Raw genomic sequence first — 26,047 nt, 5'->3', positions numbered from 1 at the left:
TGGGGTTAGGTTGGGGTAATGGTGACGGAATTGTAGAGAAAAGCAATGGTGGGTTTTTTCTATGATCCCTTTGAGGTATCGTTTAGAAATACTCATATGTACTAATAAACTCCGCTATGCTGGTTTGCTAACCCTTGAGACCATTATTCGGCCTTGTTGAACGCGCTTTGCCAGATCGTCAACATTTCCTCACCAAACAGATAGAAGGTCATCGTTAGTGATTGATACTCTTCTCGTTGGCAAACCTCGAGTGCAACTTGCGCAGCCTCTAGGGGTGGGTAGCCATAGATACCACATGAGATAGCTGGGAGCGCAACGCTCTTGCAGTCGTTTTTAAGAGCCAGATCGAGTGATCGTTTGTAAGCTGACGCCAGCACCTCTTCGGGATGGGCGAATTTGTCGTAAATTGGCCCCACGGTATGGATGACGTAGCGAGCATTCAAGTTCCCTGCACTTGTGATACGCGCATCGCCAAACGGACAACGTTTGCCGTCCACTTCTTTTACTTCATAGCAAGCTTTTAGCAGCTCAGGTCCCGCTGCGCGATGAATAGCACCATCAACACCGCCGCCTCCCAGCATTCTGGTATTGGCGGCGTTCACGATGGCATCGACGCTAGCCTTGGTTATGTCACCGTTGATCAAAAAGATATTTTGCATAGCTCACTCCCTTAAAGTGATAATTTATGATGCATTCTATGCTAAATAACGCAAAGGCGTATAACGGTGACTTTCCGTTTTAACTGGCTGAGGATCACTCCTCATACATTGAGTAGAACTTTTCCACCTCGCCGATGGTTTCCCAAGTGCCTTTAAAGCCGGCTGGGATAACAAATGCATCACCCTGTACGACGGTTTCACTATGATCATTCTGATCGGTAATGATGGCTTTACCTTTTATGATGTAGCAGAATTCATCTTCACTGTAGCTGATGTTCCACTTACCTTCTGTAGAGCCCCAGGTACCACAGAAAAGTTCTCTTTGCTGTTGGCGAACTGATTGTGAACTCGTTGCATCGGATTACCTGATAGGCATTTTTTCGGATCAGTGCTGGTGGCTTGTTGCTGGCTCAAATCTGGCGAGATTCGTCGGAGTGTTTTCTCTGCTGTCATAGTCATTCCATTTAGTGAGGGTGAGAAGTCATAACGCTCAGTTAGATCACTAAGGCGCTGTAGTACCACGCTACCGCATTAACATTAATTTAACAATGATTGTGCTGTACAACTTTTAGGTAACGCAGCGCGGGCAATTTATGGTGGATGGAAACTCAATCACCTATACTTTATATGGTCTTTAGCAAACGGAGGTTTGTATGACGATCTCAACTCGGTTAGACCATTATTTGCGTGAGCATGATATTCCTTATCAAACCATCACTCATAACCACAGTCGCAGTTCACTGCATAGCGGGGTGGAAGCGGGTATACCTTTAGTGGCATTAGCGAAGGGTGTAGTACTGGAGGATCATGAAGGTCATCATATGATGGCGGTACTGCCTGCAAATAATAAGGTCAGTTTGTCAAAACTGAATGATGAGCTGAACGCCAGTTATCATTTAGTGAAAGAAAGACAGGTCTATCAACTTTTTGAAGATTGTGACCACGGTGCCGTCCCTCCAGTAGGAAGCGCATACCACATGTCGACAGTATTTGATGAACTACTTACCCATCTCGATCATGTGTACATAGAAGCGGGTGATCACGAAACCTTACTGAAACTTGAACGAGCAGCTTTTCAGGAACTGATAGCGGATAGGCGATGCTTCAGGTTTAGTAGTCAGGTATTCCACTAATGATAAGCGACCTATTTAGGTCGCTTTGTTTTTTGATGTAAGAAGCAATGGAGGGTAACTGCAACGAGACGTATCCCTTTCAATATTCCCTCTTATTGAGTAGCTGTCGCTAATAGGCGTTGCCATCAATATAGGTTTTTAGCCATTCATAGGCATTGGAACCTATAGGATCCCCGATCGCTTGACCAGCTGGTATAGAGTCGTAGAAATGCACGCCAGCCCAAAGACGGCTGATACCACAATCATCGGAGAACTCGTCCCATGTACTCCACCCTAAAACGGTATGAGATTGTGGTGTCACTCCTGGTTCGACAATAGATGTACCGGGCTGCTTGTCCAACACAGCAAATTGAGGTGGCAGGAAGCCGGGAACCCAAAAGCTTAGATCGTTTGCCTCTTGAGGCGGTAGCCCTATTTCCTCATGTAAATATCGCTTAGTTGAGGTGGCATGTGCTTGGCAGAAACTTGCACTGGCTGAAGGGTACTCGGGGTGATTCGCCGATTGAAGATAAGGACGCCATTCACTACCTTTTAGGTTGCTTACGATGCCATAGCCAGGGCCACCCCAAGCACTAATAGCCTCATCTCCATAGATATAGCCAATAGCGCTAAAGGGTCTGACTGCATCGTATTTTCTTTTATTGTCCCAGATGGTTATTCCCGTATCGAATGCTGCTACGTTCACGAGAAAGTCGAGTTGTACAAACTGTTCTAGTGACAAACCGTGATAAAAAGTCGCTGCGAGAGTTGAGTAACCTAAGCTAATGATTTTATTGTCATAGAATTCAGACAGGAGTTTCTGTTCATCGGTTAAGTTAATTTGCGACTCGATAACTTCATCCGCTTGTTGCTTGTAGGCAGGTAAGGGGACTCCAGAGAACGACACTGCGTAAGACTTGCTAGGAAACGGCGCCTTTAGAGTTGGTGTTTCATAGCTAAAAGGTGTGGTTTGACCAAATTGTGGAACCACGAACTGTTGCGAGAAAAACAGACCATTCCCAGAGCTCAACGTATCCGGTTGCCATCGTCTTGGATTTTTCAGTGCTTCAGCTTTATTTCGTGGTTGATAGCCAGTGCAGTCGGCGTAAGGTTTAGGGAAGTACTCATTACAATCGGTACCGAGTTGATTCATACCATCACTCTCTCGAGCGGCGACAATGGCTTGACCTGCCATGTTTCCAACGCCGGCGGGCAGGTTGAGATCTAAAGTCTGATTTTGTGGATCCAGTCCAACCGAAGTCAGCATCTGGTCCCAGTCGCTGGCAAATTGCGGCATTAAACTCATCAGTATCTTATGACTCGCATACATAATAGCGATGTTTCGTTTGCTATTTCCCTCACCAGCATCGATGCGGCCTAAGTTTGAGTGAACACCTTGGCTCTGTTCGCTATACGGTGCAATTGCGTCGAACCAAGCAGCAGTGATTAAGGTTGTTGTACGCAAGACGATAGGTGCGTCACCAGGAGCAACCGTCGACAGCAGATTAGGTACTGTAGCCTCGATGACTGTAGCGGGTGCACATATATTGGGAGTGCCTTCTGGGCACTCAAAGGCATACCCAAAACTTGGTAGTGAAAATAGGATGGGTGGAAGGACTAGCCTTGCAAAACAGTTCCTAGCTTTCATGTTGTTATCCTTTTCTAAATGTTTGTATTTAGCATCAATAAGCTTCAAGCTGGTTAAAGCAACGCATTGATATTATTGAGCTTATATAGACTGACGTTGTTGTACCTATCATGGGATAGGTAATAAATAAGCTAATAATAATATGGTCAATAACGAGGAATTATTGTGGTTATGGAAGCAGAATCACGAATGTTTTTGGGGTAGTTGCAGGTGAGAGTTTGTTCTTTCAATGTTCAGGTCTTGCCGCGCCAATTGGGATTGGCTTGCGGAATCGATACGGGATGAGTTTAAGCGTATCGTCACAAAAGATTCCGCAGATCAAGTATCTAGACTTTCGGCATCACCTGAGTTTGAGGTTCAAAATGGTAGACATTTTATGGACACAAACAAAAAGGACTTAGCGAATGATTCAGCTAAGTCCTTACTTTATATGGCGCTCCCGACAGGATTCGAACCTGTGACCTGCCCCTTAGGAGGGGGAGCATATTTACCTTTGTAGATAATTAATATAGCTTTAAATCAATGACTTAATGATACTTATTGGATTGTAGCATTTTAATATAGCAATTTAGTCAGTTGCTATTATTAATGCTGATAGATATACGTGCTCTAAAATTGAGCAGGCGAGGAGAATTCAGTGAGTTTGTGTTTTTTTTAAGATAACGCTCTGATATTATAAACGTTATGCCCCCATAGCTCAGCTGGATAGAGCGCACCCCTCCTAAGGGTGAGGCCGTAGGTTCGACTCCTACTGGGGGCGCCACTATAGATTTTCCGCATAAAAAACCTCCATTGAGGAGGCTTTCTGGTTTTGTTAATTGGATTAGTCTGAACTCAATCTGTCGGTTCCTAAATCACGCGGCAACCTGATCGTGCAGGTTGGCTCACTTAACTACGATCCTCAGCGTACCAGTGGAAACTCAGACCGATATATTTCCGCACCTTCCTACAGGAAGCACCACCATAGCTAACGGCTACAGGACGGTGCTCATTTACTCCCAAAAACATTCACCCATTAACATATCTAGCCCTGAGCCATGCAAGCATAATCATGCAGCTTTGCTTAAGGCAATAAATCGCGATTGGAATAACAAGGTGTATTCGAAAACCTTAGACGTAAGCTCGCGTTATGCTATGCGTTGTACAGTTTCCTTAAAATTCGCTTTATTAGGTTTGGCTTGTTTAATAACTGGAAGTCTCGCTCTACCGAAACTAAAACGCTATCTTCCAAAGTACAATCTGCTCTTTCATAACGCGAAAGATCTCTTATGTTTAAGTTAAAGATTTTCGATAGTTCTCTGTAATAAAGCATAACGATGCATTTTGCACGCAACCCTGCTGGCAAATTTTTGGCTAAATGCGTTTCAAACTTAACGCACGCCTCTTCGTATTGTTCTAAGGTAGTAACCAAATCGCTGTGTAGCCTATGAAACTTCTCACCCTGTTTTGTTTCTCTGATACTAGCTCTTTCTTTATGTTCATGGAGGTCAATGGTCTTAGGGATTCGCTCGTAATCGTAGCTAACGCGCTGAAGCTCTGTATAAGACCGTAAAGCTCCATTCATAGCGGTCTTCACCTCACGATAATACTTTTCAAGTTGTTCTATTCGATCATGAGTTGGGGATTCTGACGGAAAGCTGAAGCTGATAGAGAACACTGTAAACATCAGAGCACCTCGGTATAATTGTACAGGACGCAACCATTTTAACAGCTGAGTTTGAATGCATAAAAACTTGGTGCACATCTCATGCTCACAAGCGATATAGCTCCCGACGATAGTGCTCTAGAAGTTCATCATCAATATAGGTAATGAATGGGTCAACTGACCCCTGCTCCTTGTACAAACAAATCATTTTGAAAATCGTTCTTCCGACTAGTTTTATAAAACTATTATCGAACACATCTCTAGCCGTTTTCTCATATAGGTATCGATCATTAAAGAAAACATCCCGATACGTTTCGATTATCTCTATGTCTCGCTCACTGAATAGATGCGCTTTGACGTTTAGTGGCACATTATCTAACAATGACACTAAGTCGTGGTTTTCTTTGGGCTTTTTGCTTCTCTTGTATGCATACTTGGAAATGTATTCACTTTGAACCTCGGTTTCTACTGAGTTGAAGCTCTTGAGTATGATCTCTAGTGCTAGACCAGATACTACCGAATGAACGCAATACAAATGATTCCTGCGTGAATTTGTGCACATCGTATGAAAGTCGAATGCAATCTCTAGCATTTGTTCTCTTGGCTCAAGTTTTTCTAACTCGGTTTGTGCACTATGTGAATTGTTTAGGTTAGTAACTGCCATTTCAGATACTCTTAGTTGTTATGGATACGCATATCTTATGCAACGTGGTTACTCATGTAAAAAGTTGTGATGTTGCCAACCCGTTCCATCTCATACACCAATAAAATCGAGTGTTGAACTCGGTTGATGTTCACGTCCGACCAATATGCTCAGTTAGGCAGCTCCTGATAAATGAGGCGTACATGAGCTTTTGGTTCTAACGCGATTTGGGGCTAAAGCGTTTAAGAGGTTGATAGGGTGCTGCATACAGCTCAAAAATTGCTGCATAAAGTAAATCTATCTCGACAGTTGGCTGATGACTGGTTCTGTCCAGAAACGTTCACCTACGGCCCCCTTTAGAAGTGATGCCAAAATGCCATTCGGGATGCGGGAGCTTGCCTATAGGTAGATTTAGCCCGACAAACCGAATGGTGACTTTAATGCTCTTGAGGTGCGGGGCTATTAGCTCGGGTCGAGTTGGAGCACCAAAAATGTCAGATCGAACACCTCAACTACATGTTAGTTATCTTGTTTTTTCTTTGGCTTGGGCTTGAATGTGTCGGATTTCAGGTAGTATTTGATTTCTAGCTTCTGTTTTTTGGCGTGATTAAAGCCGTTTCTGATCTCAACTGGGTGAGCACTTTTTTTTACTAACCTGTTATCTTCAGACCACCATTGCTTTCGTGTTTTCTTTTGTAGGCATTCATCTTCATAGTAGTAGTTCTTCTTTTTGTACATGTCGCGTATTGGCCTAGCTCCTTCGATTGGAACTGCATCAGCCTCGCTGTAGACAGGAACGGTTTGCTCTTTAGCATAGTATGTCCCCTTCTTGTATCTGTATCCGCGCTCAAAACGCAGAGGGTATCGTTTTTCTTTTTCTAGCCATTGCTTAGCCGTCATGATGTTGTCGTTGCTTTTAATCAATGCTGGATTTTGTCTAAGCGCTTCAAGTTCGTGAGTTAGTGCATCTGTCTTGTTAAAACAAGTCATTAGTTGTCCTTTTATATTTTTTTGACTTGTCGTAATTAACTCATGTCTTTCATTCTCACTCTATACTAAGAAATAGATATTTTTGGTTTTTATGCACTTTGTTTTAAATTAACCTAATAAGGTTTATTTTATTATCTTTTATAAGTAGGTCGCTTTGTAAAGCGACCTACTTTACCTGCTTGCTCTGCAAGCAGAATTGAACGATGTGTACCTCGTTCACCTGTGCAGGTTGAAGTTTTTCTCTTTTTTTAAGCTAAAATAAATGAGGATGATTTGATATGACTGAGAGAGCTTATACCTGTTGGTATAACTAATAAGTTAGTCGACTTTTAAGGTGCTGTCAAGCAATTTTTCTTATAACCCCATGAATTATAAAGTATAATAAATAATATTTGTTTGTCAGTTCTTCTCTGTAGCAGATGGTCATAATGGGCTTTATCTGTAGGTATAAGCATAGTAACCGACTATGCTTATCTTCAGCCATCGTGCCTCGGTTCAGATAAGCGTCGGTTGGGGACTTCATCCCCAAACCCCTGATTACTTTTTTCTATTGTATTTTCAATACAATAGAAAAAAGTTGCGTGTATACTAAAAAGTTTGTTTTTTGTAAACTATTATTAATAAATACATGGTGTTATGATATTAGAAATAATAAAAATAACATTATGTCAGGATATCAGTTTATACACTTAGAAACCTACAGTAATCATACATCTAAGTCTGGCAAAGCTTCTATGCATAGCATAGTTAATGAAGCAATGCGCGTAGATGATTGCTGTCCGCATGTTTTCCAACCACAGACACCTGAAATCCTCTTTGGTTTAGATCCTCGCAAACTACCAGATATCGCACTGGCACGTTCTCTAAAAGCAAAAGATAAGCAAGGCAGAAAGATTCGCCGTGATGCACCGCTCTTGTTGGCAGGAATAATCAGTATCCCAGCAGATTCAGATATTGATTTTCAGAAATTCCTATCACTGTCGCTGGCATTTCTGAAACGTACTTATAGCAAAAATCTGGCTTCGGCTGTTCTTCATCTCGACGAAGAACACCCTCACCTACATTTTTATGCAATACCTAGCCTTAAAGACGGTGGTTTTTCAATGGCAGATATTCACCCTGGCATTAGAGCCAGGAATGAATGTCAGGGAAAGGGTTACTCCAAGAAAGCGAATGCATACAAACAAGCCATGAGAGCGTATCAGGATTCGTTCTATGCTCAGGTGGGCTCAGAGCTCGGTATGACAAGGCTTGGGCCAAAGGTTCAGCGTTTGACGCGTAAGCAATGGAAAGCTCAACAAGCTCAAGCCAAAGCGTTCTCGGCAAAACATTCTGAATTGACCAGAAAGCAGAGAATAATTAGCAAAGCGCAAAAGTCCATCGAGACCACAAAGAAAGAGATCCAGCAGCGTGAAATAGAGCTGACACAGATTGAAAAAGCAGCGTTCTTTCAGAACAAAGAGAAGAAGAAAAACGCGTATCTGAGAAAACGCCTTTCTGCTGCAGAGAAAGAATTAGCTCACCTTACTGAACATGCAGAAGGCTTAGAACTCAAAAATTTCAACTTCCTGCAAGAGCTTAAAAAACTTAGACGAAACAACAAAAGCTATCAGCAGAAATTTGACGTTATGGCTTACAAGCTGTCGCTTAAAGATGAATACATACTTCAATTAAAACAAAAACTTAGAGATAATAATTATGAAAAAACAAATTCTACTTATGCATCAAATTCTTACAGCTATTAAAGAGCTGTCACCCGTATCTGAACGGGGGTTTATCCGACTTATCTGGGCGATCACCGAACATGCTGTGAGGCAATCTCGGAGAGGAAAGACGCAAGAAGCTAGCGTAATTACTGATATTCGCCAGTTCGTCATGCATCTAAATGAGAAGTACCCGATCGAAGCGGATGAGTTCGAAGGTTATGAAAACAACTTTGAGCCAGAAGGCCATAATCGTTAAAAAAAACAGCCACTCTCTGCCTGAGTGGCTAATTTTTCATCATATATCCACTACTGCTTTTTGAAACAGATATGCAAGCACGGCTATTATAGAAGTGTCGAAGCGCAATGGGGGGATTGCGCACTTCTTTTAATTAACTATAAGAATTATAAGTAATGATTGATATTAGCTATACAAATCTCGCCGAGATCGAGGAGTTTCTTACACCTTCCAGCAACCACTCCCGTATTAAAAATCTTGGTAACGATAACATTCGTTTCTTGCTTGATGATCTTCAGCCACGTCTAGACACCGTCTTAAATCGCCCTGATCAGAAAGGGTTACAGGTTGTTCTGACAGTTCCGAAGAAGGCGAACAAAAAAGCTAAACATGTAACTTGTGAACGGTTTCGGCATGGGTGGGAGATTGTTGATCTTTTTTATACCGACCCCAGCAATAAAGACATCCGATTCACAAACCTAAGTAGCTTTGAACACCAGATAATTAGCAAGCTTTCGAAGAACGAAGATCAGCAGGTGTTTGATTTTTAGTGTATTCGCTTGATTGTCGTTGGCTATAGATGATGTACTCCGACGGCAAGGAATCGAGGATTGCCCGAACGCACTTTTGCCCCAAGCTGAGTTGTGTTGATGGCGAGTTATCACACTTAATTAGTAATCGCCATCACTAATTTTAGTCATATAAAATAATAATAGACCAAGAAATAAATAACCAGTAACGCCTTCTAAACCGACTATATATTTTGAAACTGTATTAATCGCACCTATGTCACCTGAACCAACATTTAGAAAGTGTCTATAGGAGAAATATAAGGCACTTGTAAATCCATCTACTTCTCGGTAGGAATCTTTAAATAATGAGTAAATCGTAGCAAAAAGTAGAACTATAATATTGGCCGAATATAATATGTATTTAAAAGATTTCCACGATCCTGTTACTAAAACTTCTATTAATCGAAGAAATGCTGATATGTGGCTTTTATTGCTATATATTTCCTTTGTTTTCTTATTGTAAAGCTTGAACCATTTCACATACCTAATAAAGCTTAAGTTGGAGTTTAGTTTGAAATTTGGGTTGAATTCTTCACCTAAATCTGTATATGGCCTTTTAAAATTTCCACCAAACATAGGAATAACTTGGTTTCCAGTGTGGAGAGCTCTAAATAGGTTTATATTTTTGATGGTGAAATATTTACCTATGGACTTGACTAGATTAAATCGGTAGGCATAGCAATATATTGCTTCTTTAGATATATCAAAGTAAGTTGGTTCGGTGAAGGTTATTTCAATTCCAAACTCTTTATGTAGATTATCTTTAGACTCCTCAAGGTCAAGCTTTTCGATCTTACATCGACCAATAAATTTTATAGACTTGAACAGGTTGCTATTTACCCTAAGTATATTGATTGTAGAATCCTTAACAATCATACCATTTACTTTACAGTTCTTCATAACAAATTTAAAATAAGAGTCTACGATAAAGCAATTGTTAAATATTACATTGTTAAAGCATATACTATCTTTTCTTCTAAAACTATAGAAAGTAAATCCGTTTAAAACAATACAACCATTTGGGTACTCAGGATTAGCTCCTGATATATAAATGCTATAGTTTGAAACTCCAAAGTCCAAAAAGCTTCTTACTTTCCCATTATATATGTAATTAATTTCCGTGAAATCTATATCTAGTGCATATTGTTGCCAAACAAAAGCCCGTTCTACATTAGGATAATGTTGTTTTGCCAGCTTTACTTGTTGGGTCTTTAAAGATCGTAAATATTCAGAAAATGCATCTAATGCATAGGTTCCCTCTTCAGTAAACCAGCAAAGTTTTCTAATAATGCCTAAGTAGCAATTCTCGTGATAACCCTTGATTTCATCTGGTACTTTGTCCGTCGGCAGTGAAAGAATTGAGAGCAGAAAATCAAAGCTTTTTGCAATAACCATGACATTTTCATTGTACAGCTCAAGGCGTCTAAGTATCGATTTCTCATGGATACTGAACAAATCTTTAGAAAAATACACAAAGACCTCTTTAGTAATTGTACCAAACTATGGCTTGGACTAGATGTTCCACTATACCGCTAACTGGTTGTTTTAGCTAATATGAAGCTAGCTTATTGTTTTAAGCAACCGATATTATATTTAGAGCTCTAGCAAGCTTTTGTCCAGTGGTGTGTTCATGGGACAAAATGACGCAGTGTGGGACAGTATTACTCGTTATGTTCACCGCTCGCGGTGGAGCTATCTACAAAAATAAGCAAAATCTAATAAAAATCACATAATTTCCACACTATGATATGAACTGTATCATTATAATGAGTTGATTTTTAGGGCTTTTGCATTTCGTTTGATATTTATCGCAATTATCCTAAGGGTGAGGCAACGGTTCGTTACGGCTATGTTGTACGCTCTGGTTGTAGCTAGACATCAACGGTGTCAGATTGAATATGAGTCACTACTAGTACCACTACTACTGGTACCAGTACAGTTCAGACCTAATCCATCTTAGCAGCATTGCATTAGTAACCAGCTAGAGTTGAAACATTAACCAATCTTCAACTTCATCGCTTTGCTTTCGCTGATTTAACAATTTCACTGTTGAAACAAATTTCTTCCATTGACTACGGTAGATCTTTCCTTCTTCAGGTATTTCTAACCCATTGATAAAAGCCTTAAAGTAGCGCCTCACCTCAATATGCATATCACTTTCAGACACAGCCACAATTGGATCGCCTTCTTTGGCATTACTCTGTTTACTTTGCTTGTGGTTCTTGTTGTTATGCATCTGACGTAAAGCAGGGCGTACGCTTTCTGTATCGTGCTTAATGTAGTACTTCATTACTGTGTCAGGGTTATCACCGAGCAGCTTTGATGTAACCTCTATTCCCTCAGTTTTAGCAAGGCTTGAAGCAAAAGTATGGCGAAAGTCGTAAGGTCTTGATTCTAAAGGGAGCTTGAAGTGAGCTTTAAGGTCATGCCATGGTTTACTTGTGGCGCCGTCAGTTATGTGACCAGTATTTGACCCTTTTCTTGATGGAAACATATGGCCGTGTTCATTCTCGAAGTACTCATCTGAGACAAGATACTCATTAATCATTTGCCAGTAGTAATCAGATTCAATTGGAATCGTGCGGCTTTTGCGCGTTTTTCCACTGATCAGTGAAGGGATGAAGATTACACGCTCGGAAATACGAAAGTTCTCTTTGGTGTTACGGTAGGCCTCAGAGTTACGAACGCCAGCCACAATCATTGTTGCAAGGACGATCTTTGCCGCTTTTGAACCAAGCACATCATCCTGCCATAAATAACGCAGAACGCTTTCAATAGAAAGGTCATCGAATGTAATGATTTCACGCTGGTCTGCGTGTTCATCCTTAAAGCGTGCGACCTCACCGTCAATGGGATTTTTTCTTATATACCCAGCGCCAACCCAGATATTGAGCATAGCGTTAATTTGCGTGTAAGCCTTGCGGTTAGTATCGGGGCTTCTTATTGTGATTACATCATTAGTTGGATTCACCACTTCTTTCTTCCAGTGTTCCACTAAGGTTTCTAACCAATTCTTATTAGCATCTTTTAGCTTTTGACTGAGTAATGGCTTGATATCACGCTTGATAGCATTGAGTGACTTAGGGGAAATCGGGCGAATAGAGCCGTTTTTTATCTTGTACTTGGCTCTGTCTTTGCTGTATTGCTTACTTAAGTAATCCTCAATCGTCCATTCACGGACATGCAACACTTCTGGTGCTAACTGTTCTTCAGCTAGCAATTCTTTTACTTGTTTCTTAAATGCAGCACGAGCACTTGAAACTGTCATGTATCCTGCATCGGGCTTGATATGAGTGTTCGCATTGGGTTCTTGCCAGCGACCGAGCTTTATCATAGTGCGCTGTGCTGGCTTAATGTAGAAAGTTTTTGCCGTCTTGCTGACTCTTAGCACAAGGCTAAATTTCTTGATGTTGTTGGTGAGGTCGTACAGATCTTTACTGCCATCTTTGATTAGCGGCAGCTTTTTGATAAGCCGATCTTTAAAGTGGAACGAAGTCTGCTTTTTCGGGTGCAATAGATGACTATCTTTCACATATCTTTTTAGTTCAAAATCCGCTTTTTTTACACCGATACGACTCATTAATTTAACTCACGTTATAGCACTTTGCGTAGCACTATAGCATTTTGGATAGCACTTTTTAAGGGTGCTGCATTATTAACTTGAATGGATGATTTAAGGTGCTGTTCAGTGAGAATTAACCTTAATTGGTTGATTACAAACAATTTTAATTTGAATTTATAATCGCTTGTAAATATTTTGATTGAGATTCATTCGATAAGCAGCCCCTTAGGAGGGGGCCGCGCTATCCAGCTGTGCCACGGGAGCTCAAGACTTATATTACTCAATTATATGAATAAGTTAAGCCCGCGGCGGCACATTTAGTTCTGTTTGTGCATTACGTCGCCAATCTGGATGCTGTTGGCGAGAGCGGGTTGATCGACGGTGGCTTCTGCATCACGCTCGTAGACGCGAGAAACGGTTAGGGTAATGTCGCTGCGGCTCACTTTGTTACGTGGCAAACCGTTTTGGTCGATGAAAGAGCCTGTGTGCCATAGGCGCAGTTTGTCACCGGCTTGAACGCCGTGGACGCGACCTAGGTCGATGGTCACCTTGTTGCCGTAAGAAGCAACAACCTCTGGCAGTGTCATCTTGCAGGAAATCTCAGACTCAAGGTCGAGCATAATGTTACGGCTAACGCGCTGCATCATCTCTCCATATGGCGAGGTCCAGAAACGCGCACTCTTGGTATCCACTTTACTGGTTTTTGCAAACGGCCACTCCGCAATCTCACGATAGGTATGCTGGAAGATTTCATGACCTGTCTTACCGTCGAAGATTGCCATGTCCATAGCGAACTGGCGGTTAATCTTGTCGTCTCTTAGCAGGCCGCCTTGTTCAATAGTGGCGGTAAGATCTTTAATCTCGCCGGTCACAAGATATTGTGCACCGAGATCGTCAGCGATCATTTTAATACGCTCAGGCTGTCGCTTGTTGATTTCATAGCGGGTAGTACCGACGGAAACGAAGCTGTACGAACGTGCCCCAAGCTGCTTGTCGATAACTGAGCTGTAGTCTTCACCTAACTTGTAGATCTGACCCATTACCGCTTGCTGAGGATCAACAATGTCAAACATGGCGACGCCAATGGTCTTTTTATACTGCTCTTTATGGCAAGCCTTTGCCGTTGGGTAGATGTCGATACGAGCTTTTACCACCATCTGGTTGCCGCTTACGTACTTGTCGTCAATGACGATGTGGCGCACTTCGGAGTCGATGAATTGGTATTGATCTCTGTCGTCTTCTAGCATTGGCGCTAGTGTTGCGAGTCCACCGATGTCGGCGCCAGAGAAGTCTACCGCCTTGTAAACAGCGTCTTCTAGCGCGTAGATCCTTGCCGCCTTCTCAGAGGATACAATGGTTGAGGTGCCCGTCACTTCGTACCATTCTGCATAGGCACTGCTGGCAGTCATTGTCATTAATGCCGTTGAAATTAAAGAAGAAACAATTTTTTTCATACTACCTTTCCAAATGCGGAACAATATTTGCTTAGTAATTCTCAGCGAATATTGGAGCGGGCTTTCTTATTTAGGACAGAATGAGAATAGCAAAGATTGTTCCAACCTTTGTAAGAGGGTGTTGCAATCGACCCAATTAATAACTTTTGGAGAGTGTGTAATGAAAAAGTGGCTACTGATGGCATCAGTGTTAACGCTGACCGCTTGTGCCTACTCACCAATCTATAACGGTAAAGAGTCGTACTCTGGCAGCAAATTCATGCTGATGGAGAGTCCGCGTCATACCATGGATTACTTTGTAGAAAGTCTTACCGAAGAGCTAGTGAACTCGAACACAAGCGTGTCTTCGCGCACCCCTATTGCTGTGGCATCTTTTGTGGATCTGCAGAACATGGACGCAACTAACTGGCTCGGTAACTCGGTTTCGGAAGGCTTTATTCACCAATTGCAGCGTCGTGGCTTTAAGGTCGTGGACTTTAAAACGACCGGTTCGATTCAGGTGACGCGTCAAGGCGATTTCGCACTCAGCCGTGATTGGAAAGATCTCGCTCAAGAGCAACAGATTCAATTTGTTCTCACTGGCACTATGTTACGCCAAGAAGGCGGTGTGCTAGTGAATGCACGTGTGGTTGGTATGCAGTCACGTATTGTTGTCGCATCTGCACAAGGCTTCTTGCCGGCTGACCGTATTGGTCGCGACCTCGATACGTTGAACCATATTCGTACCGAAGATGGTGTGCTGATTCGTTCAGACCCAACAATGACAACACCAACGACCGTGATTTTACGCCCATAGGAAATGAAGATGAGAGTAATATTTGCCGCCTTGCTTGCCATGGTAATGATTGGTTGTACACCAATTGGCGCTATGGATCAGAATACGCTTACCGCTGTGGGCTATGCCAGTATCAGTGAACAGACTGGTCGAAACGATGAAGAGAAGCAAGTTCGTGCTATGCGCGCGTCGAAGATTGACGCCTACCGTGAACTCGCTGAACAGGTTTATGGTCTGCGTGTATCTGCAAGAGCGGATCTACAAGACCAGCGACTGGGCGTGGAATCGACCACAGGTGCGGTAGATGGCGTTATTCGCGGTGCTGAGGTGGTGCGAAGCTATAAAGTGGGTGACAGCTATGTCACTGAGCTGGTACTAGACATTGAAAAGATGGATAGACTTCGCGACTACGGTGAGATTCGCCGCGTACCAGAGAAGAAGCGTGAGACTCTGTTCTAGAAACGAACGTCATTAAAAAAGCGGCAATGTGGTGACACATTGCCGCTTTTTTGTATTGGGTGTGTAAAGACAGTTTAAGCTTTTAGGTTGGTGCCCAGCGTCGATAGCGTGTGCGTTTGACCGCCCGCGTTGTAGGTCATGCCAATTTTTCCGTGGCTTTGCTGCATCAGGTTATTGAGCTTGTTAAAGCTCAATTGTGCACGCTGTAAGCTCTGTCCGTTAATCTCGTTTAGCTGCTGGCAATCAAGAATAATGGATTTAACGTCGGCGACCTTTTGTGCCAGAGGTGCCTCATCGGTCAGACGATGGACATCTTGGTGTTCGCTTAAGCGCTTGTCTGTTTGCTGCAGCTGTCCGATGAGCGTCATCTTTTCTTTTGCGATGCGCTCGATATCGGACGATTCTCGCCCAGCAATGGCTTTCGTCTCCTCCGATAGCAGAAGAGACAGTGCTTTTGCGTTTTTGAGTTGATAGTCAATCAAATCGACAAGTGCTGCCATTACCTTTACCTAAATCTTAAATGAACGCGGTTATCGTAGTCCGCCAAGTTCGTCTTCAAACTTCATCATGTTGTCTGCTAGCTTCTCTGCGTCTACGGTGTACGAACCGTTAGCAATAGCGTCTTTAATTGCCGCTACTTTAGCAGAGTCAAAGCTTGGCTGACTCGCCATCTGCTGGTGCATTTGACCAATGGCTTTACCGCCTTGGCTCAGCGTCACCGCATCTTGCTTTGTTGAAGATTGACCAACTGGAGTTGATGCGCTCTCTTTGCTGGCGTCCGAACGAGCAGGAGCGCGACTCGTGGTCGTTAGCGTCTGTCCAGATCGAATGTTATCAATGCCTGCCATAGTTTCGCCTTATAGTTGCTCAATATTGCGTTTTCATGCACCGAAATTCGGTCATGAGTGTCACACATAATATGCATGTATACCGTCCATATCGACGGGCAACTGAAAACCTTTAGAAAAAAATCAAAAATTAACAGTGATTTCTGCAACGCCGGTGACTATTCCCTCAATTATACGCTGAGACTTATCATTTTTCACTCTTACTTGATCGCCGTTGGAACCATCAGAGAGTGCCGTACCTCGCGTCGAGATAACCATTTCGTTTTTCACCGCGCGAATCACGACTTTTTCATTTCTACAGACCACACAAACATCGTTACGTTCAACGACATCGCCAAGTTTGACGTTACGCTTGAGCTTGGCACCAACAACGTGTGTCATGTCGCTAAACCCCTGTCGTCTTGCTCGATTTCTATCGACCATGGTCATGGTGACATCTTGTGCTTCGATGAGGCTGCCACGTGCAAGCGGTCTGGTCGCCGTCACCATAGGCAATGAGATAGACATTCTTACCGGTACATAGACTCGCCAGTTGTCTTCTGGACACTCGACTAACACCGTGACATTACTGCTGGTATTACGCGTCGTCGAGGAAGACGTCTGCAGCGGTGCAGGGCAATCTGTTGCATGGATGCGAGAGTCGATATTACCTGGGTTTGCAATAATTTCTCCACCCGGAGGTTGCTCAATCGTATCTAAAACATGAGCTTGGGCAGCCTTTTGAATGTTTTCTATTTGCTCAGGCGTTGCTGCGTGCGTTAATACGCTAAAGAATATCGCGTGCCAGACGATATAGAGGCAAAGCCAGTTACACCCTTGCCTCATTTTGTGACTGGATGTATGCAAAAAAGATGTCTTAAAATACAGCATTCTGTTTCTCGGGTTCTAAGAAGCCCAGATAGACTATCACTTTTTTAGCTTTAAAGTTTGAGATGGAGATGAACTTATGACCGGTATCTTGGATTCGGTGAATCAACGAACGCAGCTAGTAGGTCAAAACCGACTAGAATTGTTGACTTTTCGTTTGATGGGCCGCCAGCGCTACGGCATTAACGTGTTCAAAGTTAAAGAAGTGCTTCAATGCCCAAAACTAACGCGCATGCCTAACCTTCACCACTTAGTGAAGGGCGTGGCGCACATTCGTGGACAGACTATTTCTGTCATCGATCTGAGCTTAGCAGTGGGTGGACGCCCAACGACTGATATTGAAAACTGTTTTGTGGTCATTTCAGAATTCAACCGCAGTGTTCAAGGTTTCTTGGTTAGCTCAGTAGAGCGCATTATCAACATGCACTGGGAATCTATCTTGCCGCCACCAGAAGGCGCAGGTAAAGCCAACTACCTGACAGCGGTAACTAATATCGACAACGAATTGGTTGAGATCCTCGACGTTGAGAAGATCTTGGCAGAAATCTCGCCAGTGGTTGAGACCATGGACAGCAACATTGCGACAGAGATTGCCGAAGCTGAGCAGAAAAAACAAAAGCAAGTTGTTAAGCGCATTATGATTGCTGACGACTCAGCGGTAGCAAGAAAACAGGTCCAACGAGCTATTGAATCTATTGGCTTTGAGTCGATTTTGGTGAAAGATGGCAAAGATGCTTACAACAAGCTTGTAGAAATGGCTGGTGAGGGTAATATTCACGACCAGATTTCACTGCTCATCTCGGATATCGAGATGCCAGAGATGGATGGATATACGCTAACGGCAGAGGTTCGCCGCCATCCAGATCTAAAAGATCTTCATATTATTCTGCACACCTCTCTAAGTGGTGTCTTTAACCAAGCGATGGTTGAGCGAGTTGGTGCTAACGAGTTTATTGCTAAGTTCAACCCTGAAGAATTAGGGGGCGCTGTTAAAGCCGCAGTCATCGCTGACTAAATAAATGAATAAGAATGAGAGCTTGTCACCGCTTCGTCGGTAGAAAGCAAGCCTTAGTAAAGTAGTATAGAGAATTGAATGACAGCGATAACCATTAGCGATCAAGAGTATCGCGATTTTAGCCGCTTTTTGGAATCCCAATGCGGCATTGTGCTTGGCGATAGCAAGCAGTATTTGGTAAGAAGCCGATTAAGTCCACTTGTATCAAAGTTTGGTCTTGGCTCGTTGTCCCAGTTGCTTAAAGATGTCGTGACCGGACGTAATCGTGAGCTGCGTATTGCTGCTGTTGATGCGATGACGACCAATGAGACCCTTTGGTTTCGTGATGGCTACCCGTTTACGGTTTTAGCGGACAAACTGCTGCCAGAGATGGCGGCGAATAAGCGTCCGATCAAGATCTGGTCAGCGGCGAGCTCTTCAGGTCAAGAGCCTTACTCGATGGCAATGACGGTCCTTGAGACACAAACCAAGAAACCGGGTATGTTGCCGAGTGTATCGATCACTGCGACGGACATCTCTAGCACTATGTTGGATATGTGCCGAGTAGGGGAGTATGACAACCTTGCTCTAGGTCGTGGTTTGTCACCTGAGCGTCGTCGTGTCTTCTTCGAAGATTCCGGCAATGGCAAGATGAAGGTGAAAGACAACGTTAAGCGTTTAGTGAACTTTAGACCACAAAACCTAATGGACTCTTACGCGCTCCTCGGAAAGTTTGACATTATTTTTTGTCGCAACGTGTTGATTTACTTCTCGCCTGACATGAAAGCTAAGGTACTCAACCAGATGGCACGAAGTCTAAACCCAGGTGGTTATCTATTGCTTGGTGCATCCGAATCGTTGACAGGTTTGACTGACCAATTTGAGATGGTGCGCTGCAATCCGGGTATCATCTACAAGCTGAAATCTTAGTACGGCACATCTCAAACATTTATCTCTAAAAGCCTTGGTCTTCGCCAAGGCTTTTTTGTTTGCTATTCTGATGGTAGGCAAGAGCTTGGATGACTTTTGTCACGACATTCCTAATGACATCCACCATCTTGTTTGGTCTGCTTTTTGCAAAACTGTTCTCCGCCAGGGTTGCGATAGCGTAAATCAGATGAGAATCGAGTGCGCCTGAGTCGACAAATTTACTTTTTTTGTCGTCTTGTAACTTTTGGCGCGGATATTGCTTTGTATATTACACAGGCACGTATTTTTGAACGATGAGGTTTCAATGGCCATTTCTTTTAACAATGCACTAGGCATTCATCAGCATACCGTTGGGGTACGCGAGAAGAATGCTGAAGTCATCTCTACCAATATCGCACAGGCAAATACGCCTGGATATAAGGCTAAGGGTATGGACTTCGACCGTGCGTTAAGAGCGGCAACCTCAGGGGCAAGTATTGGTCTTAGCCGCACAGATGGACGGCATATTTCTGCCTCTACGAATGTTTCTGGCGAGGTGCTTTACCGCACTCCAACTCAGCCAGATACAGGAGACGGCAACACCGTTGATGTGGATCTAGAACGTAACTTGTTCATGCAAAACCAACTAAGACATCAGGCATCTGTCGATTTCTTAGGTAGCAAATTCAAAAATATGACCAAAGCGATCAAAGGGGAGTAATCTAGATGAGCTTATTTAATGTCTTCAATGTAACAGGCAGCGCTATGAGCGCAGAATCGGTTCGTCTTAATACGACCTCAAGTAACCTCGCTAATGCCGACAGTATTAGTAGTTCAGCCAAAGACACCTATAAGGCGCGTCATGCCGTATTTGGTGCTGAGCTTAGCAAAGCGAAATACAACCGTGATCATACTGTGCCAGTCAAAGTGATGGGCATTGTAGAGAGCGACAAGCCCCTAAACGCAGAGTACAACCCAGATCATCCACTCGCGAACGATGAAGGTTTTATCTATAAGCCGAACGTTAACGTGATGGAAGAGATGGCAAACATGATCTCAGCGTCGCGTTCTTACCAGACGAATGTTCAGGTAGCGGACTCGAGCAAGCAGATGCTGTTAAGCACTTTGCGCATGGGTCAATAGAGATAGGAGATAGCAAATGGCTGGAATCAACAATGTTGGTCAAGGCAGTTTATCCTACCTTGACCAACTAAAAAATCTGCAAGAACAAAACAAAGCAGCAGAGACGACAGGTAAGCAGGATCTTAAGCAAGAAGATTTCCTATCACTACTTACCAAGCAGTTGTCTCAGCAGGACCCGTTCAAGCCTGTCAGCAATGACCAAATGATCGCTCAAATGGCGTCGTTTGCCACAGTTGATGGTATCGGCAAGATGAATACTCAGTTTGAAAACCTGAATTCATCTATGACGTCTAACCAAGCGCTTCAAGCGTCCTCGTTAGTAGGTCGCGATGTGTTGGTACCAGGCGCTGCCGGTATTAAGCAAGCGGATGCGGGCATGGCGGCGATGGTGAAATTACCACAGTCCATGGATAACCTGTTTGTTCGTGTAGAAAATGAAATGGGTCAATTAGTCCGTACCTTTGATGTGGGAGCTCAGCCTGGTGGCGACGCTCGCGTTGAATGGGACGGTAAAGATGATCAAGGTAATCCAATGCCTGCTGGTAAATACAATGTGAAAGCATCTGGCTTACTAGAAGGGGAAAGCCGAGAGTTTGAAGTGTCGACGTACGCTAACGTCAACAGCGTTCTTCTTGGCAAAGGCGATGGAAATGTACTGCTCAATCTAGCTGGTTTTGAGAATCCAGTTCGACTCGCAGAAGTACTGGAAGTCGGCAAAGCATAACCGCTGGTTAGATTAGGAGATTAGGAATGTCATATGTATCTTTAAGCGGTCTATCTGCGGCACAGCTAGATCTGAACACCACCAGTAACAACATTGCCAACGCCAACACGTATGGCTTTAAAGAGTCTCGCGCCGAGTTTGGTGATGTGTACTCTACCTCATTGTTCACGAATGCAAAGACCACTCCGGGTGGCGGTGCTCAAGCGAGTAAAATTGCTCAGCAATTCCACGAAGGCTCTAGCATCTCAACCAATAACCCAATGGACTTGCGCATCAGTGGTACAGGCTTCTTTGCTGTATCTAAAGATCGCCTAATTCCACAGCAAAATGAGCTGACTCGTAACGGTGCTTTCCACCTAAACAAAGACAGCTACATGGTGACGTCTAACGATGAGTTCTTGCTTGGTTACGAGGTGAACAAAGATACCAATGAAGTGGTTTCTTATGAACCTAAGCCTATCAACATCCCGCCAGAGTTTGGTAAGCCAAAGCAAACAGCAAACATCGAAATTGGTGTGAACCTTCCAGCGAATGGCGATCTAAAAGATCCTGCGCTGTTTGATCATACCGATCCAGAAACGTACAACCGTTCGACTTCTTCGACTATGTATGACTCAATGGGTCAGTCTTACAAGATGACGACTTACTACGTCAAAGATCAAACTCAGCCAAACACGTGGCAGAGCTACTACACGGTGACCGATGGTGGCGGTGAGCGTCCGGTGAATATCGCTGGTGGTGACGCAACGAGCCCGACAGGTCACGTTGGTCATACTATGCGTTTTAACAATGACGGTACTCTAGCTAGCTTGAACAGTGGTCAGCCGATTGTGACGACACCACTGGGTGAAAACGGCGTTGAAATGAACGGTGCTGATCCAGCACAGACGCTTTCTTTCTCTCTAGACAGCGCGACTCAGTTCGCTGCTCCATTTGAGCTAACCAAGTTCCAAGAAGATGGTGCAACGACAGGCTTCTTGACCAAAGTTGACTTCGATGAGCAAGGTAACGTACTTGGTACTTACTCAAACGGTGAAAACGTCACTCTAGGTCGCGTTGCTATGGTTCGTGTTGCGAACGAGCAGGGTCTAGATAAGAAAGGTGGTACTCAGTGGGATTCAACCACAGCTTCAGGTGCGAAAATCTGGGGTGAATCGAACAAAGGTTCGTTTGGTACCATCAACAACGGTACTCTGGAGCAGTCGAACATCGATATGACTCAAGAGCTGGTGGACCTAATTTCGGCGCAGCGTAACTTTCAAGCGAACTCTCGAGCGCTGGACGTTCATAACCAACTGCAACAAAACATCCTACAGATCCGCTAACCTTAGCGCTGTCATCAAGACGACTTTATCCCGTGTGCTAGATGTGAATCTACCGCACGGGTTGTTTCTTTTTTCATTCGACCTTGCCGCTTACCTTGCCTCCTTGCCGTGTTTCTTTGCCATTGCCGCACCTGCCACGTTTGCCATGATCGCTAGAAATAGCCCATCTCAATCATATCCCACTGATAAATAAAGAATAAATTATTTGGCATAGAGATTGCTTTATAGCTCTCGTACTTTGAATATTGGAGCTATCAATGGATCGTGCCCTGTATCTCGCGATGAGCGGTGCAAAGCAAAATATGCACGCTTTGCAGTTAAGAGCTAACAACCTTGCAAACGCAAGCACACCAGGCTTTCGTGCCGACCTTGCCCAAGCGCGCTCAATGCAAGCGTATGGGGAAGGTATGCCAAGTCGCGTCTTCAGCATGACAGAGCGTCCTGGTCACAACTTTGAGCAAGGCAGTGTCGTGACGACTGGTCGTGATTTAGATGTCACTATCGAAGGGCAAGGCTGGATCTCTGTGCTGGATAAAACGGGTAAAGAAGGTCTAACTCGAAATGGCGCACTGCGTGTTGACCAAAACGGTCTGCTGTCTAACAGCAACGGTCACCTAGTGTTAGGTGAGCAAGGTACGCCTATCACCGTGCCTATTCCATTGAGAAAAATTGAAATTGGCCGCGATGGTACTGTGTCGGTCATTCCTCAAGATGCTCCAGCGGATGAAATGGAAATCGTCGATCGTATCAAGCTTACGAACACCGACAACCGCTCACTATTCAAAGACACCAATGGTTTGTTTCGCAGCAAAGACCCTGAGCTGGGTTTTGAGGCTTCCGCGAACGTTCAGCTTATGACAGGTGCTGTCGAAGGCAGTAACGTGAATGCCGTTGGTGAAATGACAAGTTTAATTGATCTGCAGCGTCAGTTTGAGATGCAGGTGAAACTCATGAGCACAGCAGAAGACATGGACAAAGCGTCTAATTCACTGCTTCGCATGGGTTAATAAGGACATAGGGGAAGAATATGCATCCGGCACTTTGGGTAAGTAAGACTGGCTTAGACGCCCAGCAAACCAATATTTCAACAATCTCAAACAACTTGGCGAACGCATCGACTGTCGGCTACAAAAAGAGCCGCGCTGTCTTTGAAGATCTGTTTTATCAGAACATTAACCAGCCTGGTGGTCAGTCATCTCAGAACACGGAGCTTCCGAGTGGCTTGATGCTAGGTGCAGGTTCAAAGGTGGTGGCTACACAAAAAATCCACACACCGGGCAACGCTCAAACCACCACCAACAGCCTAGATATGATGATTGAAGGCGATGGTTTCTTCCAAGTGCTAATGCCAGATGGCAACATCGGTTATAGCCGCAATGGTCAGTTTACCCTTAACGATGAAGGCATCATCGTGACGTCTGGTGCGGGCTATGCGCTAGAGCCAGAGATTGCCATCCCAGAAGATGCAATTTCAATCACCATAGGTACCGACGGTGAAGTCTCAGTACGTGTTCGTGGGCAGCAAGATAACCAGGTAGTGGGTAACATTACGACGGTTGATTTTATTAACCCTGGTGGTCTAGAGCCAATTGGTCAGAACCTCTACCTACCAACAGGTGCGAGTGGTGATCCAAACGAGGGTGTACCTGGATTGGATGGCTTTGGTCAGATTCGTCAGTCGACGCTTGAAAGCTCAAACGTTAACGTGACAGAAGAACTGGTTAATATGATCGAAGCACAGCGCGTGTATGAAATGAACTCGAAAGTGATCTCGTCTGTCGACAAGATGATGAGTTTCGCGAACCAGCAGCTATAACAGGAGAGATGACAAATGAGAAAACTACTTTGTATTTCATTGTTGGCTGTTTTATCTGGTTGTGCACAGTTTGGGCAGGAAGAATCCGTAGACGAAGTGGCGGACAGCACCACAGCCGTTGATGCGGTTGAGGGCGATCGTAGCCAATCTTCGGGTATTGTTGATACGTTGCGTGGTCGTACCGACCCGATAGCTGACGACCCAGCATGGGCACCGATTCATCCAAAAAACAAGCCTGAGCATTACGCAGCGGCAACGGGTTCACTGTTTAACACCCACTATGCTCGTGATTGGTATGACGACTCTAAACCGCGCGGTATTGGTGACATCATTACCGTGGAATTGAATGAAGCGACTAAAGCGGCAAAAAGTGCCGATGCAGATTTGTCTAAAGCCAACGATTCATCAATGGACCCATTGTTTGTTGGCGGACGACCAGTCACCGTTAACGACTATGACTTCTCCTATGAGCTAAAAAATGACAACAGCTTTAAAGGGAATGCATCTGCGAACCAGAGCAACAGTCTTTCTGGCTCGATTACCGTTGAGGTCATTGAAGTATTAGCCAATGGAAACCTAGTGATCCGTGGGGAGAAGTGGCTAACGCTCAACACGGGTGATGAGTATATTCGCTTGAGTGGTACTATCCGCCCAGATGATATTGAGTTTGATAACACGATTGCTTCAAACCGTATCTCTAACGCGCGAATTCAATATTCTGGCACCGGAAACCAACAAGATATGCAAGAACCTGGATTCTTGGCACGATTTTTTAATGTATCCCTATAGGATAGGATTAATCGAATCGTAAGCGGCAAACCCTCTCCTAAGAGGGTTTGTTTGTTTTTAAGGTAACATCATGAAAAAGTTTACGTTTTTACTGTTAGGTTTGTGTTTTGCCGCGGCAAGTGTGCAAGCGGCACGCATCAAGGATGTGTCAGAGGTTGCCGGCGTTCGTAGCAACCAATTGGTGGGTTATGGCTTGGTAACGGGTCTACCTGGTACGGGTGAGAAGACGCCATTTACTGAGCAGAGCTTCCGCTCAATGCTGGAGAAGTTTGGTATTCAAATGCCAATTGGCTTCAAACCAAAATTTAAAAACGTTGCGGCAGTTATCGTGACGGCTGACCTACCAGCCTTCTCTAAGCCGGGTCAAAAAATCGATGTTACCGTGTCTTCCATCGGTGCGGCAAAAAGCCTCCGTGGCGGCACACTGATGCAAACCTTCCTGCAAGGTCTTGATGGCGAAGTATATGCTGTTGCTCAAGGCAACCTAGTGGTCAGTGGCTTCAGTGCAGAAGGTCTAGATGGCTCTAAGATCGTGGGCAATAACCCGGTTGTGGGCATGATTTCTAGCGGCGCGACAGTAGAGCGTGAAGTGCCAAGTCCGTTCTCTCGCGGAGACTACATCACGTTTAACTTGCTGGAGTCTGATTTTACCACTGCACAAAACATGGCGAATGCCATCAACGACTTCCTAGGTCCACAAATGGCGAATGCATTGGATGCGACCTCGGTTCGCGTGCGTGCGCCTCGTGACCTGAGCCAGCGTGTTGCTTTCCTTTCTGCAGTTGAAAACGTTGAGTTTGACACTGCGGACAGTGGCGCAAAAATCATCGTTAACTCGCGCACTGGTACCATTGTTGTCGGCAAACATGTGAAGCTGAAACCCGCAGCGGTTACTCACGGCGGCATGACAGTTGCTATTAAAGAAAACTTGCGTGTGAGCCAGCCGAATGCCTTTAGTGAAGGTGATACGGTTGTGGTTCCTAATTCTGATATTCAAGTATCTGAAGGCTCTGGCAAGATGTTTAACTTCCAGCCAGGCCTCACACTCGATGATTTGGTTCGAGCAGTCAACGAAGTGGGAGCGGCACCTTCTGACCTTATGGCCATACTTCAGGCACTTAAGCATGCTGGTGCCATCGAAGGTCAGCTGATTGTTATCTAAGGTGCCAGCA

28 protein-coding genes and 2 tRNA genes are annotated in these 26,047 nt (G+C 44.2%); 17 read left to right on the top strand and 13 right to left on the bottom strand.

The features are described from left to right. Positions 1–143 precede the first annotated feature (143 nt). Both AC6I8Y_RS12245 and AC6I8Y_RS12240 read right to left on the bottom strand, forming a co-directional pair. Positions 144–659, bottom strand: a complete 516-nt coding sequence (locus tag AC6I8Y_RS12245) for an O-acetyl-ADP-ribose deacetylase (RefSeq protein WP_498020264.1) — start codon at positions 657–659, stop codon at positions 144–146. Positions 660–753: 94 nt separating this feature from the next. Then, entirely contained in the window at positions 754–933 is a 180-nt protein-coding gene (locus AC6I8Y_RS12240; RefSeq protein ID WP_498021506.1) for a cupin domain-containing protein, read from the bottom strand. A 379-nt stretch (positions 934–1,312) separates the two neighbouring features. Here AC6I8Y_RS12240 and AC6I8Y_RS12235 point away from each other — a divergent pair, with 379 nt between their 5' ends. Next, positions 1,313–1,792, top strand: coding sequence for a YbaK/EbsC family protein (locus AC6I8Y_RS12235; protein WP_112462158.1), 480 nt, complete (start codon positions 1,313–1,315; stop codon positions 1,790–1,792). A gap of 109 nt (positions 1,793–1,901) precedes the next feature. Here the strand turns inward: AC6I8Y_RS12235 and AC6I8Y_RS12230 are convergent, their stop codons facing one another. Together AC6I8Y_RS12230 and AC6I8Y_RS12225 are read right to left on the bottom strand one after the other, a co-directional pair. After that, a complete protein-coding gene (locus AC6I8Y_RS12230) occupies positions 1,902–3,419 on the bottom strand; it encodes a vanadium-dependent haloperoxidase (RefSeq protein WP_498020263.1) in 1,518 nt (505 codons plus the stop codon). Between the two features lie 431 nt (positions 3,420–3,850). Next, positions 3,851–3,932: transfer RNA gene (locus AC6I8Y_RS12225), tRNA-Arg, on the bottom strand. A gap of 173 nt (positions 3,933–4,105) precedes the next feature. Between AC6I8Y_RS12225 and AC6I8Y_RS12220 the strand changes: the two genes are divergently transcribed. After that, positions 4,106–4,182: transfer RNA gene (locus tag AC6I8Y_RS12220), tRNA-Arg, on the top strand. Positions 4,183–4,551: 369 nt separating this feature from the next. Here the strand turns inward: AC6I8Y_RS12220 and AC6I8Y_RS12215 are convergent. From AC6I8Y_RS12215 to AC6I8Y_RS12205, 3 genes are all read right to left on the bottom strand, one after another. After that, entirely contained in the window at positions 4,552–5,085 is a 534-nt protein-coding gene (locus AC6I8Y_RS12215; RefSeq protein WP_498020262.1) for a hypothetical protein, read from the bottom strand. 85 nt (positions 5,086–5,170) lie between these two features. Further along, positions 5,171–5,728, bottom strand: a complete 558-nt coding sequence (locus AC6I8Y_RS12210) for a hypothetical protein (RefSeq protein WP_498020261.1) — start codon at positions 5,726–5,728, stop codon at positions 5,171–5,173. A 498-nt stretch (positions 5,729–6,226) separates the two neighbouring features. Then, on the bottom strand, positions 6,227–6,697 hold the full coding sequence (locus tag AC6I8Y_RS12205; RefSeq protein ID WP_498020260.1) for a hypothetical protein: 471 nt from the start codon (positions 6,695–6,697) through the stop codon (positions 6,227–6,229). Positions 6,698–7,362: 665 nt separating this feature from the next. On the opposite strand from AC6I8Y_RS12205, the gene AC6I8Y_RS12200 reads away from it, so the two are divergent. The 3 genes from AC6I8Y_RS12200 (at position 7,363) to AC6I8Y_RS12190 (ending at position 9,189) form a co-directional block, all read left to right on the top strand. Further along, on the top strand, positions 7,363–8,442 hold the full coding sequence (locus tag AC6I8Y_RS12200) for a plasmid recombination protein (protein WP_498020259.1): 1,080 nt from the start codon (positions 7,363–7,365) through the stop codon (positions 8,440–8,442). Continuing rightward, positions 8,417–8,659, top strand: a complete 243-nt coding sequence (locus tag AC6I8Y_RS12195) for a hypothetical protein (protein ID WP_498020257.1) — start codon at positions 8,417–8,419, stop codon at positions 8,657–8,659. The genes AC6I8Y_RS12200 and AC6I8Y_RS12195 overlap by 26 nt, the downstream gene beginning before the upstream one ends. A gap of 155 nt (positions 8,660–8,814) precedes the next feature. Next, the gene (locus AC6I8Y_RS12190; RefSeq protein WP_498020256.1) at positions 8,815–9,189 is read left to right on the top strand and encodes a hypothetical protein; all 375 of its coding nucleotides are present in this window, start codon (positions 8,815–8,817) and stop codon (positions 9,187–9,189) included. Positions 9,190–9,309: 120 nt separating this feature from the next. On the opposite strand, the gene AC6I8Y_RS12185 is transcribed toward AC6I8Y_RS12190, so the two are convergent. The 3 genes from AC6I8Y_RS12185 to AC6I8Y_RS12175 all read right to left on the bottom strand — a co-directional run bounded on the left by AC6I8Y_RS12185 (position 9,310) and on the right by AC6I8Y_RS12175 (position 14,226). Then, positions 9,310–10,683, bottom strand: coding sequence for an ion channel (locus AC6I8Y_RS12185; protein WP_498020255.1), 1,374 nt, complete (start codon positions 10,681–10,683; stop codon positions 9,310–9,312). 508 nt (positions 10,684–11,191) lie between these two features. Next, positions 11,192–12,790, bottom strand: a complete 1,599-nt coding sequence (locus tag AC6I8Y_RS12180) for a tyrosine-type recombinase/integrase (RefSeq protein WP_498020254.1) — start codon at positions 12,788–12,790, stop codon at positions 11,192–11,194. 299 nt (positions 12,791–13,089) lie between these two features. Continuing rightward, the gene (locus AC6I8Y_RS12175) at positions 13,090–14,226 is read right to left on the bottom strand and encodes a flagellar assembly protein FlgT (protein WP_234495413.1); all 1,137 of its coding nucleotides are present in this window, start codon (positions 14,224–14,226) and stop codon (positions 13,090–13,092) included. Positions 14,227–14,386: 160 nt separating this feature from the next. On the opposite strand from AC6I8Y_RS12175, the gene AC6I8Y_RS12170 reads away from it, so the two are divergent. Beyond that, positions 14,387–15,022 carry a FlgO family outer membrane protein gene (locus AC6I8Y_RS12170; protein WP_042477693.1) on the top strand — a complete coding sequence of 212 codons (636 nt, stop codon included), beginning with the start codon at positions 14,387–14,389 and terminating at the stop codon, positions 15,020–15,022. 9 nt (positions 15,023–15,031) lie between these two features. Then, positions 15,032–15,460 carry an LPP20 family lipoprotein gene (locus AC6I8Y_RS12165; protein WP_042477696.1) on the top strand — a complete coding sequence of 143 codons (429 nt, stop codon included), beginning with the start codon at positions 15,032–15,034 and terminating at the stop codon, positions 15,458–15,460. A gap of 74 nt (positions 15,461–15,534) precedes the next feature. Here the strand turns inward: AC6I8Y_RS12165 and AC6I8Y_RS12160 are convergent, their stop codons facing one another. From AC6I8Y_RS12160 to flgA, 3 genes are all read right to left on the bottom strand, one after another. Beyond that, complete coding sequence (locus AC6I8Y_RS12160; RefSeq protein WP_394150608.1) at positions 15,535–15,960, bottom strand: flagella synthesis protein FlgN; 426 nt, start codon at positions 15,958–15,960, stop codon at positions 15,535–15,537. 30 nt (positions 15,961–15,990) lie between these two features. After that, positions 15,991–16,308, bottom strand: coding sequence for a flagellar biosynthesis anti-sigma factor FlgM (gene flgM / locus AC6I8Y_RS12155; RefSeq protein WP_042477702.1), 318 nt, complete (start codon positions 16,306–16,308; stop codon positions 15,991–15,993). Positions 16,309–16,431: 123 nt separating this feature from the next. Continuing rightward, on the bottom strand, positions 16,432–17,178 hold the full coding sequence (flgA, locus tag AC6I8Y_RS12150; protein ID WP_042477704.1) for a flagellar basal body P-ring formation chaperone FlgA: 747 nt from the start codon (positions 17,176–17,178) through the stop codon (positions 16,432–16,434). Between the two features lie 76 nt (positions 17,179–17,254). Between flgA and AC6I8Y_RS12145 the strand changes: the two genes are divergently transcribed. The 10 genes from AC6I8Y_RS12145 to AC6I8Y_RS12100 all read left to right on the top strand — a co-directional run bounded on the left by AC6I8Y_RS12145 (position 17,255) and on the right by AC6I8Y_RS12100 (position 26,037). Continuing rightward, the gene (locus AC6I8Y_RS12145; RefSeq protein ID WP_234495416.1) at positions 17,255–18,190 is read left to right on the top strand and encodes a chemotaxis protein CheV; all 936 of its coding nucleotides are present in this window, start codon (positions 17,255–17,257) and stop codon (positions 18,188–18,190) included. A gap of 78 nt (positions 18,191–18,268) precedes the next feature. Continuing rightward, entirely contained in the window at positions 18,269–19,099 is an 831-nt protein-coding gene (locus tag AC6I8Y_RS12140; RefSeq protein ID WP_252011563.1) for a protein-glutamate O-methyltransferase, read from the top strand. 304 nt (positions 19,100–19,403) lie between these two features. Beyond that, positions 19,404–19,799, top strand: coding sequence for a flagellar basal body rod protein FlgB (gene flgB, locus AC6I8Y_RS12135; RefSeq protein ID WP_042477711.1), 396 nt, complete (start codon positions 19,404–19,406; stop codon positions 19,797–19,799). A 5-nt stretch (positions 19,800–19,804) separates the two neighbouring features. Beyond that, the gene (flgC, locus tag AC6I8Y_RS12130; protein ID WP_042477714.1) at positions 19,805–20,221 is read left to right on the top strand and encodes a flagellar basal body rod protein FlgC; all 417 of its coding nucleotides are present in this window, start codon (positions 19,805–19,807) and stop codon (positions 20,219–20,221) included. 16 nt (positions 20,222–20,237) lie between these two features. Then, on the top strand, positions 20,238–20,945 hold the full coding sequence (flgD, locus tag AC6I8Y_RS12125; RefSeq protein WP_234495418.1) for a flagellar hook assembly protein FlgD: 708 nt from the start codon (positions 20,238–20,240) through the stop codon (positions 20,943–20,945). Between the two features lie 26 nt (positions 20,946–20,971). Beyond that, a complete protein-coding gene (gene flgE, locus AC6I8Y_RS12120; protein WP_252011565.1) occupies positions 20,972–22,270 on the top strand; it encodes a flagellar hook protein FlgE in 1,299 nt (432 codons plus the stop codon). Positions 22,271–22,527: 257 nt separating this feature from the next. Further along, positions 22,528–23,277 (top strand): flagellar basal-body rod protein FlgF, encoded by a 750-nt coding sequence (gene flgF, locus AC6I8Y_RS12115; protein WP_128650732.1) that lies wholly within the window; start codon positions 22,528–22,530, stop codon positions 23,275–23,277. Between the two features lie 20 nt (positions 23,278–23,297). Next, positions 23,298–24,086 (top strand): flagellar basal-body rod protein FlgG, encoded by a 789-nt coding sequence (flgG, locus tag AC6I8Y_RS12110; RefSeq protein ID WP_128650731.1) that lies wholly within the window; start codon positions 23,298–23,300, stop codon positions 24,084–24,086. A 15-nt stretch (positions 24,087–24,101) separates the two neighbouring features. Further along, positions 24,102–24,875: a flagellar basal body L-ring protein FlgH gene (flgH, locus tag AC6I8Y_RS12105; protein WP_234495419.1), complete on the top strand. Its 774-nt coding sequence runs from the start codon at positions 24,102–24,104 to the stop codon at positions 24,873–24,875. A 70-nt stretch (positions 24,876–24,945) separates the two neighbouring features. After that, positions 24,946–26,037 (top strand): flagellar basal body P-ring protein FlgI, encoded by a 1,092-nt coding sequence (locus AC6I8Y_RS12100; RefSeq protein WP_234495420.1) that lies wholly within the window; start codon positions 24,946–24,948, stop codon positions 26,035–26,037. The last annotated feature ends 10 nt before the right edge of the window (positions 26,038–26,047 follow it).

It is taken from the genome of Vibrio sp. KUL78 (assembly GCF_059725505.1).
Note: the sequence above shows the minus strand (reverse complement) of the source record. Positions and strands in the feature narration are given on the sequence as shown.